Here is a 14,148-nt window from a genome sequence, read left to right on the forward strand (position 1 = left end):
TGGCTCCGGCCGCGCGTTTTTCCTCCCTCACTTCTTTCTGAACTATGAACAAACTGTATGCAAACGGGCTGACTGCAGCCCTCTTACTCGTGGGGCTGAGTGCCGCGCACGCCCAAGGCCAGCGCCCGGCCGATGGCCCCGGCTACGACCTCGGCACCCGCCAGGAGCTGGTGCAGCAGCTCGAAACGCAGGTGGCTGCCGGCCTAGCCCAACGCACCGCTCCTACCGTGACGCTGCGCGTGGCCGCAAGCCAAGCCTTTAGCGGCCGGGTGAACTACCGCGAGGACCTGACCAAAACCGGCGAGTACGTGGTGGGCGACCTGGCGGGTGTGCCCGGCGCGTCGTTTCAGCTGCGCATCGTCGGCGAAACGGTGGAAGGCAACATCATTCTGCGGGCCAGCCGGCAGGCCTACCGCTACTCGGCCGATGCGCGGGGCCACGTTTTGGTGCGGGCCGTGGACATCAACAAAGTAGTCTGCATTGATTACAACAAGCCGGTGGGCTACCGCGAAGTTGCCCCAGCGGCTGGTGCGGCTAACCGCGCCGCCGTGGTGTCGCTGCAGAGCTACCCGGGCGCGCGCGGCTGCATTTTGCTCGATACCGATGGCTACGCCCTGCCCGCCGGCACCGGCTGGAACAACGGCAACGCCTACAACGCCCCCTCGGCCAGCATGACCGATGCCAACGTGCAGGCCATGTGGGAGCTGGTGAGCGAGGATTTCCGCCCCTTCAGCCTGAACGTGACCACCGACGAGAACGTGTTCAACGCCTACCCCAAGAACATGCGGATGCGCTGCGTGATTTCGCCCGGCAGCGGCAGCACCATTGCCAACGGCGCGGGTGGCGTGGCTTTCCTCACTTCCTTCAAAACCAACGACGACACGCCCTGCTGGGTGTTTATGAGCGACCCGAAATCGGGCGGCGAGGCGGCTTCGCACGAAGTAGGCCACACCCTGGGCCTGAGCCACGACGGCCGCATTAGTCCCAGCGAGGGCTACTACACGGGCCAGGACAATTCCGGCGCGTGGGCCCCAATTATGGGCGCAGGCTACTACAAGCCCGTCACGCACTGGAGCCGCGGCGAATACAACTCGGCCAACAACCAGGAAGATGACCTCGCCATCATGTCGGGCACGACCTACAACGTGGGCTACCGGCCCGACGACCACAGCAACGCCATTAGCGGGGCCACCAACCTGGCCCGCAACGGCAATGGCCTGTCGGCCAACGGCATCATCGAGCGCACCGCCGACCAGGACTATTTCGCCTTTTCAACGGCCGGCGGCACGGTGAGCTTCAACGTGAACACCGTGGGCCGCTACGGCGACCTCGATATCGTGGCGCGCCTCTTCAACAGCGGCGGCGGGCTGATTGGCACCTACGACACCCAGGGCGGCGGCAACCTGAACGTGTCGTTCAGTGCCAGCTTGGGCGCGGGCACTTATTATCTCCAGATTGACGGCACCAGCTCGGGCAACCCCGCCACCGATGGCTACTCCGACTACGGCTCGCTGGGCACGTTCAGCATCTCGGGCTCGGCCCCGGCCCCGAGCGGTGGCGTGGCGACCATGTACCGCGACTGCAACTACACCGGCACGGCCGTGGCGCTGCCCGTGGGCGACTACAACCTGGCCGCCCTGCAAGCCCGCGGCATTCTCAACGACGACGTTTCGTCGCTGACCGTGAACGGCGGCTACCAGGTGGTGCTGTATGAGAATGACAACTTCAGCGGCGGCGCGCTGACGGTGACGGCCAGCAACTCCTGCCTGGTGAATAACCCGCTCGGCACCGGCAACTGGAACGACAAAACCACCTCCCTGCGCGTGCAAACCGCCACGGCCAGCTTCAGCCGGCAACTAGAGGCGGAGCTGGCCAACGTCAACAACGGCATGACCGTCGAAGCCTGCTCCGATGCCGGCGGCGGGCAGGACATGGGCTACATCGATGCCGGCGACTACCTGGTCTGGAACGGCATTAACTTTCCCACCACCGGCACCTACCTCATCGAGTACCGCGTGGCCAGCGGCGCCAGCGGCGGTACTATCTCCGCCGACCTCAACGCGGGCTCCATCCAGTTCGGCAACACCGCTATTCCCGCCACCGGCGGCTGGCAGAACTGGACCACCGTCTCGAAAACCGTTACCATCAACGCCGGCACCTACAATTTCGGCATCTACGCCCAAACCGGCGGCTACAACCTCAACTGGGTCCGCATCACCAAACAAGGCGCCAACCGCATGGCCTCAGCCAACGCCGAAATTCTCGCCAGCAGCTCACCGAAGCAGCTGGAGCTCTACCCCAACCCAGTGGCCGATAAACTCTACATTCACACCGAAACGGTTGCGACTGATGCGCAATACCGCATTCTGAATACCTACGGCAAAGCTGTGGGCAGCGGGGCGCTCAGCACAGGCCCGGTCGACGTGGCGGCGCTGCCAACTGGGGTGTACACGCTGGTCGTGTCCGTACCGGGCCAGCCTACCGTCACCCGCCGGTTCGTGAAGTAGCAGCCGGCACAGTTCCTTTTCCCTGCATTGCTGAAGGCTGCCCGTTTGGGCAGCCTTCTTTTGTTGCTGGCCAGTACCGGGCCGGTTTGGCGGGCATGATGGTTCTTTGCAGCCCGTTTCGATGCGCCCCATGAAAAACCTGCTGCTGCTTTTGTTTCTGCTCGCTACTGCTGGCGACTTGCTGGCCGTGAGCGTGCCCGCCTGGGCCGGCCTGGCCTACGCCTGCAAGCCGCTGCTGCTGCTCAGCCTGGGGCTGTATTACTACCGGGCGTCTCCAAACCCCAGCCGGCTGGTGCTGGCCGCCTTGGCGCTATCGTGGCTCGGCGATGGGCTGCTGCTGTTCCAGGAGCGGCAGGAGCTGTTTTTCATCGGTGGGCTGCTGGCGTTTCTGGCGGCGCACGCCTGCTACATCGGGGCCTACCAGCAGCACCAGTGGGCCGGGCCGGGGCGGCCGCTGGGCTGGCGGCTGGGCGTGGGCCTGCCCGTGGTGGTGGCCGGCGTGGCGCTGCTGGCAGCGTTGTCGCCCGGCCTGGGGCCGCTGCGGCTGCCGGTGATGCTTTACGCTGCCGTGCTCGTGCTGATGGTGCTGGCGGGCGTGTACCGCGCCGGGCGCACCACGGCAGGCAGCTTCGCGGCGGTGGCGGTCGGCGCGGGCCTGTTCATGGCTTCCGATTCAGTGCTGGCCATCAACAAGTTTCTGGAGCCGCTGCCCAACGCGGATTTCTGGATTATGCTCACCTACTGCGCGGCGCAGGGCTGCATCGTGGCCGGGCTGCTGGCCCACGAGCGGGCGGCGGTGCCCACGGCCAGCCGCCCGGCCTAACGCACCAAAAGGCCGCAGCCTCCACCGAGCTGCGGCCCTGGCGGCCGGCTGCACCCGCAACGGGGTGGTTAGAGCAGCGCGGCCGCCGCTGTTGGCAGCGCGTGGGCGGCGCTAGTTCTCCATGCGGCCCTGCTCGGCCTCGATGCCGGTGCGGCGGCGCTGGCTGGCTTTCACGCGCTGGTTGCCAAACTTGTAGCTGAAGTTGAGCTTCACGAAGCGGCTTTCGATTTTATCGAGGTTGGTGGAGTTGACGCCGTTGGCCAGCACCTCGTAGCGCATCTGCTGCGCGTTGAAGGGGTCGGTGACGTTGAGCGTGAGCGTAGCGGCCTCGCGGAACAAGGACTTCGAGATGCCGAAGCTGCTGCTGAGGCGCGAGTGGAAGGCCACGCCGCCGAACGTCATTGGCGACATGTACATGGCCGAGAATTCAGCCTTAAAGCCGTGGGGCAGCCGAATGGTGTGGTTGCTGGAGAGGTAGCCCGAGGGCCGGGCCGCGCTCAGGCCCACCGTGCCGCTGTTCACGCGGGCATACTCCAGGCCCAGGGTCGTCACGGTGTTCCACTTGCCACCCCACAGCGGCTTCATGAGCGTGGTGCTGGCCGAGATGGATTCGGCGCTGCCGAAATTCTGGTACGAGCTGACCACTACCTGCGTGGCGTCATTCTTCTGGTAGCTTTCGACCAGCACATCGCCGTGGTGTCCGTAGCTGATGGATGTCGAGAGCAGGTCGCCGAACGAATGAGTGAGCTCGAAGTTGTGCGAGTAGGACGGGCGGATGTTGGGGTTGCCCTGCAGGTAGCGGTACTGGCTGACGTAGGTGACGAAAGGATTGACGATGCCGAACTGAAACCGGTCGATTTTGCGGCTGTACGAGAGGCCGAGCTGCGATTTTTCCGACAGCTTGTAGTGGCCCCCCACCGTCGGGAAAAAGTCGAGGTAGTGGCGGTTAGTGGTCTGGCCGGTGGTGAGCGAGGTGCCGGTGGTGTTGGTTTGCTCGATGCGCAGGCCCAGCTGCACGTCCATGTTGCGGCCCTGGCGGTTGAGGGTGCCGTAGGCGGCGTTGATGTTTTCGCGGTAGATGAAGTGGTTGGTTTTGCCGGCGTCCACGGTCCAGGGCTGGCCTTCGGCGGCCTGCTCCCAGCGAATGTCGTTGTCGGTGGTGGTGAAGGTGGTTTTCAGGCCGGCCTCCAGCGAGCCGTGGCGCAGCGGCTGGGCAAAATCGGCCGACAGCGAGCGCACCGAGTTGCGGGCCGGCGAGTTGTCGCGCAGCAGAGCCAGCGGGCCGGCATTTTCCAGCTGGTTGTTCAGCAGCTGGGTGTAATAGTCGGAGTGCGTGTCTTTGCGGTAGCCGAAGTAGTCGGCGTTCAGGCTCAGGGTGCGGCCGGTAGTGTCGAGGGTGGTTTTGTAGTACAGGTTCAGGGCAGGGTTCAGCACCTGGCTGCTGCCCACGCTGTTCACCAGCGAGCCCATCAGGGGCCGGCCGCTGGCAGCTTCGTCGAGCTCGGCCAGATTGCTGCCGCTGCGGATGCGGTTGTTCAGGCTGCCCTTCAGCAGGAAGCCCATCGAGGTGTTGGCACTCAGCTGGTAGTCGAGGCCCACGCGGGCGCTGTTGTTCTGGTTGTGGCGCACCTCGCGCCCGTTTTCGCTGATGCGGGGGCCGTTTTCGGCCGTGCGCACGGCGCTGGTGGTGCTGTATGTCTGGTTTTCGAGGCGGTCGAGGCCGCCGTACACATTCAGCTTGGCGGTGCGGTGGTTCAGGTTCAGGCCAGCGTTGTAGCGGCCGTACTGCCCGCTGCCCACCCCCACGGTGGCGGTGCCGTTGGTGCCCAGCTTGAGGCTTTTGGCCGTGATGAGGTTGATGATGGCCGCGCCGTTGGCATCGTAGCGGGCCGAGGGGTTGGCGATGACTTCAACCTGGTCGAGGCTATTGCCAGCCATCGCGCCGAGCATGTTTTTCAACTCCTCGCCGCGCAGGTTGGTGGCCCGGCCGTCGAGCAGCACCGTCACGGCCTTGCCGCGCAGCTGGAAGCCCGCGCCGTTTTCGACCACGCCCGGGGCACGGCCCAGCACGTCGTAGGCCGTGCCGCCGGCGGCAATAGGGCTGGCGGCCACGTTCAGCACCAGCTTGTCGGCCCGCTGCTCTACGAAGGGCTTGGTGGCCGTCACGGTCACGCCTTTTAGTAGGTGGCGGTCGGCGGCGAGGCGCAGCTGGGGCAGCGTGGTGGCCTGGTCGGCGGCCACGGTTACGGCCACGGGCGCACCGGTTTTATAGCCCAGGTAGCGCACCCGCAGCTCGTAGCGCCCGGCCGGCACGGCCTCGAAGCGGTACGCGCCCTGCTCGTTGGTGATGGTGCTGAGCACGTTTTTCGCATCATCGGCGGCTTGCAGCAGCACGGTGGCGAAGGGCAGCGCCTGCTGGCTCAGGCTGTCGGCCACCGTGCCGGAGAGCGACTGCGTAGCGGTGCGGCTCAGCGACTTTGGAGCGGCGGCAGCGGGCGTTTGGGCAAGGGCGGCAGCGGGCACGGCGGCCAGGGCCGAAAGGAGCAGAAAAGAGGTGGCGGAGGTTTTCATGGTGCAGAGAAAAAGCGGTTGCTGAAGGAGTGCCCCGAGCCGCTAACCGGCTGGGAATGGGACAAAGCAACGACGGCCCCAACCCCTTTTTTCAGCTTTTTCGACCATCCCCAGCCACTTTCCGACGAAAAGCGCCGGGCGGTTTTTTAGTCGAAAAAATCCCCGCTTTAGTCGAAAAACCATCCGCCGCACGCCGCCCCGCCGCTCAAAACCTGCCACCTTCGCCCCATGCAACCCACCGCGCCCGCCGACCGCCCCAGCCGCTTCCCGCTCATCTTCGAAGTCCTCATCTGGGGGCTCTACGTGAGCGTTTACAAGTACAGCTTTTACCTGGAGGAGGCTGCCCGGCAGCACCGGCCGGCTAAGGCCAATTTCCCCTTCCCGCAGCTGATGCTGTTTGCGCTGCTGGCCACGCTCTACGTGCTGCCCTGGTACCGCTGGCTGGTGCCGCACCTGCTGCGCCAGCGCCGCTACGCGCTGCTGGCGGTGGGCTCGCTGCTGTATCTGTGGTGGGGCATCAAGCTGAATACCTGGCTGGCGGCGCTGCTGTTCAGCCCGGTGGCAGTACCGCCGGTGCTGGCCGATTTCTACCACTTCTACGCCGCCCTCACGCCAGCGCAACTGCTGGGCATTCAAAACCCGGTGCTGGGGCTGTTGCTCACCGACATGCTGGCGTTTGGCTGTGTGGCCTTCGTGCGGGCCGCGTTCGAGCAGGAAGCGCGCCGCCGCCTTCTGGAGCGCGACCACCTGGCCCTGCAGCTCACGCAGCTCAAAAGCCAGCTGCAACCCCATTTCCTCTTCAACACCCTCAACAGCATCTACGGCCTAAGCCTGACCGGCTCGCCCGAAACGCCGCGCTTCATCCTGCTGCTGTCGGAGCTGATGCGCTACGTGCTCTACGACAGCGGCCGCGAATACATTGCGCTGCCGGAGGAAATCACGTTTCTCGAAAACTACTTCGAGATGGAGCAGCGCAAGTACGCCGGGGCCCGCATCCATTTCACTGCCACCGGCGCGGCCGAAGCGGGCGGGTTGCAGGTGCCGCCGCTGCTGCTGCTGCCGCTGGTCGAAAACAGCTTCAAGCACGGCCGCCACCACTTTTCCGACAAGGCCAGTGTGGAAGCCTCGCTCACGGCCACGTCCGGCCGGCTGCATTTCGTCATCGAAAACGACATGCTGCCCGAGATGCCTGCGGCCGCGCCCAGCGGCAAGCGCAGCGGCGGCATCGGGCTGGTGAATATCCGGCAGCGGCTGCAGCTGTATTACCCCAACGCGCACGAGCTGGTGCTTTCGGAGCGGGATGGCCGGTACCGGGCTGAGCTGACGTTGCAGGTGTAAACGAACGTCATGCAGAGCGAAGCGAAGCATCTTGCCCGCCACCACTAACTCAGTCGATTGGATTGCGTTGCGCGGTAACGATGCTTCGCTACGCTCTGCATGACGTTCTTTTGGGGTTTCAATCCCATTTCCACTCATGTCCTCCCCTACTCGCTGCCTGATTGTTGATGATGAGCCGCTGGCCCATCAGGTGCTCACCCAGTTCATTGCCCAAACGCCCGGCCTGGTGCTGGCCGGCACCTGCCGCAACGCCATGGAAGCCCACGAGTACCTCAGCAGCCAGCCCGTTGATTTGCTGTTTCTCGACATCGAAATGCCGCTGATGAACGGCCTGGCCTTTCTGCGTACACTCAAGAATCCGCCCAAAACCATCATCACCACCGCCTACCGCGAATACGCCTACGACGGCTACGAGCTCGACGTGCTCGACTACCTGCTCAAGCCCTTTAGCTACGAGCGTTTCCGCAAGGCCACCGGCCGACTGCAGCCCGCCGCCGCGCCCGAGGAGGAAAAGTCGCTGCTGCTGAAAGACCAGGGCAGCCTGTTCAAGGTGCCCTACCGCGATATTCTGTACGTGGAGGGCTGCAAGGACTACGTGAAGGTCGTGACGACCGCCAAAACCCATCTGCACCACGCCACCATGCAGGCCATGGCCGACCAACTGGGCGCGGCCTTCGGACGGTTGCACCGCTCGTTTATCGTGAACGCGGCCCACATCCGGCGGCTGCAGCCCGAGCAGGTCGAGCTGACGGATGGCAGCCTGATTCCCATCGGCCAGTCCTATAAGCCCGAGCTGCTGGCCTGGTTCAAGAAGTAGCCGGCTACTGCTGATAATCGGCCAGCTTGCGCATTTGCGCCGGCTCGTACACCTGCCCGTTTTTCACCACCAGCTGCACCCGGCGCAGGTCGCGGATTTGCTGCAGCGGGTTGCCGTCGATGATGAGCACATCAGCCTGCTTGCCGGCATCGAGCGAGCCGGCGCGTGCTTCGGCCTGCATGGCGCGGGCCGGGGCAATGGTGGCCGTTTGCAGGGCCTGCATGGGCGTGAGACCACCCTGCACGTACAGTTCCAGCTCGCGGGCCAGGCTGGTTCCGGGGAAGCCCATGTCGGTGCCCGCTACCACGGGAATGCCGTGGTCGTAGAGGGCCTTCACGAGGCGGGCGAAGCTGGCGAAGTAGGGCGCGTATTTGGCGGCGTTGTCGGGCTCGGTGCCCATGGTGCGAAACAGCGCCTGGAGCGACTGCGGCAGCCGCGCGTAGGCCGGCTCGATGGCCGTGATGTCGTCCTTGGTCGAGCGAAACATCAGCTCGTACACGCCCACGGTAGGGTCGATGACGGTGTGGTGGGCCTTGAGAAAATTGAACACCCGCGTGCTGGCCGTGTCGTCGAGGATGAGCGAACGGTCGGGGTTGCGGCGCAGGGCCCGCACCACGTAGCTGATGTGGTTCACCTGGTCCATGCCCGCATTCACGCCCTGCGTGATGGTCATGCCCTCCGGAATGTGGCCCGTGACGGGCAGGCCCACGCGGTGCGCTTCGGCGCAGATGACGGGCACCATTTCGGGCTTCACCGAGCTGTAGAGCTTGATTTGAGCGAAGCCGTTGGCCTTGTAGCGCTGCACTACGGCGGCGGCCTCAGCGGGCGTGCTGGCCCGCACAATGCCCAGCGCGGCCGGCCCCTCGCCGTCAATCAGCCCGGCTTTGAGGATGCGTGGGCCCACGCCCCGGCCCCCATCAATGGCCTGCTGGATGGCGTTGATGTAGCTGAACTCGTTGCCGCAGTCGCGCACGGTGGTCACGCCGGCCGCCAGGTAGGCCGGCCCCCACTCGGCCTGCTGGAAGTGGGCGTGCATGTCCCACAGGCCCGGCAGCACGGTTTTGCCCTCGGCCCGAATCACGCGGGCTCCTTTGGGAATGGGCGTGGAGGAAGCCGGCCCAACTTTCAGAATCTTGCCGCCTTCCAGCACAACCACCGCATTCGGAATGGTACGCCCCTGCACTACATCCACCACCGTGCCGCCGGCAATGGCCAGCAGCTGCGGCTTAGCCCCGGGCTTAGCCGCCGCGCCGATTTCCTGCCGGAACAGCCGCATGCCGTGCCCGGCCGCCTTGCCGATGAGGGCGGGCAGCAGGCTTTCATACGGCTGCCACATCATTTCCAGCTTGTCGCCCTCGGCGTCGTTGGTGATGATGCACAGCAGGTTGTTCTGTTGGTCGGTCCAGAGCAGCTCGTTGCCCCACACCAGGCCTTTCAGCACGTAGCGGCGCAGCACCAGCGGCCGGTTCTGGAACTGCACGGTGTCGCGGCCATCTTCCCGAATGTGCACCGTGCCGCCCGGCAGCAGCGCCAGGCTGGCCGGGCGGCCGTGCTGCTGCCAGTAGCGCAGCAGCAGCAGCTGCCCCGTGCCGGGCGAGTACCCCGCCACCGGGAAGCTCAGGCCCGCCCGCTTTTCGGTCCGCACCGCGTCATCGACGCGAATACGGGCCTGCCCGTTGCTGATGGTAATGGTGTCGTTGATGGTGCTGAAGCGCGAGGTCTGGCCCTTCACGGCTAGGCGCAGCGGCTCACCGGCGGGCGTCACGGCGATGTTTGCGCGCAACGCTACCGGCGAGCTGCGGTCCACAAACCGGAAGTTGACGTCGTAGGTGTGGGCCTGCGCGGTGCGGGTGAGGTGGTAGGTTTCCTGGCCGATGCGCTGCTCGAACTTGTGCAGCAGAAAAGTGGCGCTATCGGTGGGTGCGGGCACCTGGGCCTGCGCGAGGGCGGGCGCCAGGGCGGCGAACAGGGCTGGTAACAGGGCTTTTTGCAGCATCTGGTGAGTGAGGTTAGGAAAGGGAAAGACAAGTGCTGCCGCGCGCTACTGCTGCGCAAACAGCTGGCCGTGGCAGCAACGAATATCACCACTACCGGCCAATGGCCGGATTCATTACCGCTCCGCCTACAATTCGCTGCTGATACAGGCAACCTCATCGAATAAAGCGCGGCGACTGGAGATGTAGCATGTCATCCGGCTACGTACCTCAGCATACTCCTAGGGTTTGGTTTCGGCCAGCCCTTTGGCAATGGCCTGAAACAGCGGATTATCAGGTTTCGCTACTTTCTTGAGCGCCGCCTGGGCCGCCACAAAATGGGGCCGCGCCGCCTGCGGCCGCTTGAGCTGCATGTTGAGCACCGCCACATAAAAGTGCAGTAGGCCCTGCGCCGTAGGGGTGGCGGGGGCTTTGGGCAGTTGGCCGCTGAAAAAAGCTTCGGCTTCGGCCCACTGGTTCTGGGCCTGATAAATGTCCATGATGTCGGAAAACATCTGGTCATCGGCCGGATTGAGCTGGTACAGCCGGTTGGCCCAGGCGGCGGCATCCGGCGCGTGGGTCGTCACGGCCAGCTCCAGCAGGTTGCGGAGGGTGGCATAGTTCTGCGGCTGCAGCTCCAGGCTTTGCAGCAGGGCCTTTTTCGCCTCGTTGGGCTGCTGCGTGCGCTGGTGCAGGGTGCCAAGCATCCGGGCGGCATCGGCTTTCATTTCGGGGTCGGTGTACAGCCGCAACGAGGTCTGCGCGTACGGAATGGCCTCGGCCGGCCGCTTCAGCTGCATCAGCGCAAAAGCCAGGTTGTAGGGCGAATCGGGATACTGCGAATTCAGGGCAATGGCCTTTTCGAACGGGGCAATACTCGCCTCGGCGCGCCCCTGGGCCAGGTGCGCATAGCCCACGGCGTAGTAGGTCATAAAATCGCCGAGCTGATGCGCATGCGCCTGACCGTAATGCTCAATCACCAAATCCAGCAGCTGCGCTTCGGTTTTGTCTTGCTCGCCGCAGTGGCAGAGCACGGCCTGGTAGTAATAGTCGCCCAGGCCTTGGCTGAGGCGGTAGTTTTGGGGAAATTGCTTTTGCAGCTGCTTCAGGGTTTTGGGAATGTCGAGCAGGTGCATGCTGTACTGGCCGGGTTTGCCGCGCAAGCGCCCTATCGTTTCGCCGGGCGCCAGGTCCTTCAGCCCAAAGCCCTGGAAATTCAGCGCAATCAGGTAGTACCGAAGCAACACCTTTTCCTTTTGGAGCACCACGTCGGGCTGCTGGTTTTTGGGGTCGACTTTATCGAGTGCCTGATAGGCCGATTCGTATTTTTTCTCCGTTTCCAGCTGGGCGCCCTGCGCCAGCGCGGCCGCTGGGGTAACGGGTTGGCTCATTGCCGGCCCGGACAGCAAAAGCAACAGCGCTGCAAGCAGACAGCAGCGTAGAGAATAAGGCATTGGCGTTTTTTAGGAGAGGAAGAACAACTCACGAAACTACTGTGCCCCAGCCAAAAATACAGGCCAGATAATAGCGCGCCAGACCGGGTTTGCTATTACGCTCCACCTTCTCATTGTTTGTTCTCACAGCAGCAGCACATCAATGCGGTGCGCGTGCACCTGCTGCAAGTCATCCGACCACGCGAAGACCGTGAAAAACCCGTCTACCGACGCTACCAGGGCAATGGCATCGTGCTGGTCGTGCACGAATTGAGCAGCGGCCAAGTGGCGGGTGCCGCCGTTCTGGGCCGGGTGCAGGTGGCGGGGCTCGCTGCCCACCACCGGCTCGGTCAGCACCATTGTCTCGACGGGCGTGCTGGTTTTGGCCCGCGCCACCTTGGCCCCAAAGGCCAGCAGCGTGTATTCGCGGGTGATGACCGTGGCCCCGTCCACGGCCGTGAAGCCGCCCACAATGCCGATGTTGCGCCGCAAACTGGCCTGCCACTTGCGCTTCGACTGCCCCGGCCGCTGCACAGCCCGGATGCCGGTATAGGCCGGGGCCACGGGGTAATTCAGAGGCTGCACAATGGACTGCTGCCACTGCCCGGAGCCGGGCGGCACCACCAGCACCAGCCCGCCGCGACCGTGGGCGCGCATGGCGGCGGCCAGCTCCAGCAGCACGTTGTCGGTTTCGCCGGTGTCGGGCGCGGGCAGGCTGCGGCCGGGCAAAAAGGCGCGCAGGGCCGCGCAGTCGCTCAGGCCGCCGTCGGTTTCGTCGATGAGCTGCAGGTGGTCGCCGCGCAGCACGGCCACGTTCACAAACTTGCCGAAGCCGCCGGCGCGGCGGTGCTTCACCACCAGCAGGCCGGGCTCTACCACTTCGAGCACGAAGCACAGCGGCGGCACCCGCGTGGCCGTGCCCCACACGTAGAGGCCGTCGACATCGTGCCACACGCCCAGGTGCAGGCCGGGCTGCTCCACGGCCGGCGCCAGCTTCAGCAGGTTGGCGGGCGTGAGGCGGCGGCGCTGGCCGAATACCAGCGGCTGCCGAGCCTGCTCCAGCGGCAGCAGCGCCAGCGAGATGCGCGGCGAGTAGCCCTCCTCACGCCCCAGGCTGGCCCAGAAGGCTACGTCAATCACGGCTTCAATCCACTGCGCTTCGGGCGGCGAGGCGAGGCGCTTTTCGTCCTCCATGCTGGCGGCGCGGTGCCGCGCAAAGTGGGCTTCGACCATGGGGGCCGCCATGCGGGCCGTAAGGTATGTGGGTTCGGAGAGCATGGGGCAAAGATGGGGACGGGCAGAACGTCATGCAGAGCGCAGCGAAGCATCTCGCGGCCAGCAGCAAACCAATCGTGCGAGTGTTTTGATTTACTGCTGCCCGCGAGATGCTTCGCTGCGCTCCGCATGACTGTTTTTTTCCTGCTTCTCTCCTACCCCTTATCGAAATTCACCCGCTTGCCCAAGGCCGCCAGACGCACCGTTTCGGCCACGCGGCGGGCGCGGGTTTCGGGCTGTTTGGCGCTCAGCACCCAGGTTAGAATAGCTTTACGGGACGAAGGCGCGAAGGCGGCAAAGTGCCGGGCGGCGGCTTCATCAGTAGCCAGGGCGGCGGCTAAATCCTCGGGCACGAGGCCGGCTTCGGCGGCATCGAGGGTTTCCCAGGCGCCGTTGGCTTTGGCACGGGCAATGGCGGCGAGGCCGGCGGGCATGAGCTGGCCAGCATCTTCGAGACGCGCCAGCCGCTCCTTGTTCACCTTGCTCCAGCCGCTGCGGGCCCGGCGCGGCGTGTAGAGCTGCTGCGACCGCTCGGCGTCAAGCTTGCGCGGGTGCGAGTCTATCCAGCCGAAACAGAGGGCTTCTTCCACAGCTTCGGCGTAGCTCAGGCTGGGCAAGCCGCTGGCTTTTTTGCAGTACACCAGCCACACGCCGGGCAGCTGGGCGTGGTGCGCGGCCAGCCACTGCCGCCACTCGGCGCGGCTGGCGGGCTGGAACTGGGGGTGGGCGTCGGGGCGGGGCATGGGGTAGCGTCTCAGTGGGAATTGCCCGCTGCAGCAGGCAATGCAAGATGCCTATTTTCCGTCTATAGCTGGCCCGCCCGGCCATAAATTAGCACGAAACCCACCGTCCTTGTTATGCGTCGTATCCTCTTGCTCCTGATGCTTTCGGCTCTTTCAGCCACCACCGCCCGCGCCCAAAGCACGCCGCGCAAAGCCGGGCCGGCTAGCCCACCACCGGCGGCTGCCCCGAAGCCGACAACCAAGGATGAGCTCTACCAAACGGTTGCCCGGCTGGATACGGAAATGTTTGCCGCCTTCAATGCCCACGACGTAAATAAGCTCATGGCCTACTTCGCCGACAACGTGGAGTTTTACCACGACAAAGGCGGCCTGAGCAACTTCGCCCAGACCAAAGAAGGCTTCGCGCGCCTCTTCGCCCAAAGCCCCGACATCACCCGCACGCTGGTGGCGGGCACCCTCGAAGTATACCCCGTGAAAAACTACGGGGCCATGCACATCGCCACCCAACGGTTCTGCCACTTGGAAAACGGCCGCCAGGACTGCGGCAACTCCAAGTTCGTGATGGTGTGGCAGCAGCAGGCCGGCACCTGGCGCATCACCCGCGTCGTGAGCTACGACCATTGATTGATGGGTTAGCGTCAGGGCCAATTGGTGGGCCTTCAAAAGCT

10 protein-coding genes are annotated in these 14,148 nt (G+C 64.7%); 5 read left to right on the top strand and 5 right to left on the bottom strand.

Annotation, left to right across the window (positions count from 1 at the left end; translation table 11 throughout):
• Positions 1–44 precede the first annotated feature (44 nt).
• Both MON38_RS04935 and MON38_RS04940 read left to right on the top strand, forming a co-directional pair.
• Positions 45–2,507 carry a carbohydrate-binding protein gene (locus MON38_RS04935; protein WP_241935019.1) on the top strand — a complete coding sequence of 821 codons (2,463 nt, stop codon included), beginning with the start codon at positions 45–47 and terminating at the stop codon, positions 2,505–2,507.
• A 130-nt stretch (positions 2,508–2,637) separates the two neighbouring features.
• Positions 2,638–3,330 carry a lysoplasmalogenase gene (locus MON38_RS04940; RefSeq protein WP_241935020.1) on the top strand — a complete coding sequence of 231 codons (693 nt, stop codon included), beginning with the start codon at positions 2,638–2,640 and terminating at the stop codon, positions 3,328–3,330.
• A 111-nt stretch (positions 3,331–3,441) separates the two neighbouring features.
• Here MON38_RS04940 and MON38_RS04945 read toward each other — a convergent pair whose 3' ends face one another.
• Entirely contained in the window at positions 3,442–5,901 is a 2,460-nt protein-coding gene (locus MON38_RS04945) for an outer membrane beta-barrel protein (protein ID WP_241935021.1), read from the bottom strand.
• A 228-nt stretch (positions 5,902–6,129) separates the two neighbouring features.
• Between MON38_RS04945 and MON38_RS04950 the strand changes: the two genes are divergently transcribed.
• Positions 6,130–7,239, top strand: coding sequence for a sensor histidine kinase (locus tag MON38_RS04950; protein ID WP_241935022.1), 1,110 nt, complete (start codon positions 6,130–6,132; stop codon positions 7,237–7,239).
• A 136-nt stretch (positions 7,240–7,375) separates the two neighbouring features.
• The gene (locus tag MON38_RS04955; RefSeq protein ID WP_241935023.1) at positions 7,376–8,056 is read left to right on the top strand and encodes a LytR/AlgR family response regulator transcription factor; all 681 of its coding nucleotides are present in this window, start codon (positions 7,376–7,378) and stop codon (positions 8,054–8,056) included.
• A gap of 4 nt (positions 8,057–8,060) precedes the next feature.
• Here MON38_RS04955 and MON38_RS04960 read toward each other — a convergent pair whose 3' ends face one another.
• The 4 genes from MON38_RS04960 to MON38_RS04975 all read right to left on the bottom strand — a co-directional run bounded on the left by MON38_RS04960 (position 8,061) and on the right by MON38_RS04975 (position 13,480).
• The gene (locus MON38_RS04960) at positions 8,061–10,052 is read right to left on the bottom strand and encodes an amidohydrolase family protein (protein ID WP_241935024.1); all 1,992 of its coding nucleotides are present in this window, start codon (positions 10,050–10,052) and stop codon (positions 8,061–8,063) included.
• 219 nt (positions 10,053–10,271) lie between these two features.
• Positions 10,272–11,420, bottom strand: coding sequence for a tetratricopeptide repeat protein (locus MON38_RS04965; protein ID WP_241935025.1), 1,149 nt, complete (start codon positions 11,418–11,420; stop codon positions 10,272–10,274).
• A 186-nt stretch (positions 11,421–11,606) separates the two neighbouring features.
• Positions 11,607–12,740, bottom strand: coding sequence for a putative sensor domain DACNV-containing protein (locus tag MON38_RS04970; protein WP_241935026.1), 1,134 nt, complete (start codon positions 12,738–12,740; stop codon positions 11,607–11,609).
• A 152-nt stretch (positions 12,741–12,892) separates the two neighbouring features.
• Positions 12,893–13,480: a YdeI/OmpD-associated family protein gene (locus tag MON38_RS04975; protein WP_241935027.1), complete on the bottom strand. Its 588-nt coding sequence runs from the start codon at positions 13,478–13,480 to the stop codon at positions 12,893–12,895.
• A gap of 114 nt (positions 13,481–13,594) precedes the next feature.
• On the opposite strand from MON38_RS04975, the gene MON38_RS04980 reads away from it, so the two are divergent.
• Positions 13,595–14,104: a nuclear transport factor 2 family protein gene (locus MON38_RS04980; RefSeq protein WP_241935028.1), complete on the top strand. Its 510-nt coding sequence runs from the start codon at positions 13,595–13,597 to the stop codon at positions 14,102–14,104.
• Positions 14,105–14,148: the final 44 nt, after the last annotated feature.

This window comes from Hymenobacter cyanobacteriorum, from assembly GCF_022631375.1.
In the GTDB taxonomy this organism is placed as follows: Bacteria; Bacteroidota; Bacteroidia; order Cytophagales; family Hymenobacteraceae; genus Hymenobacter; species Hymenobacter cyanobacteriorum.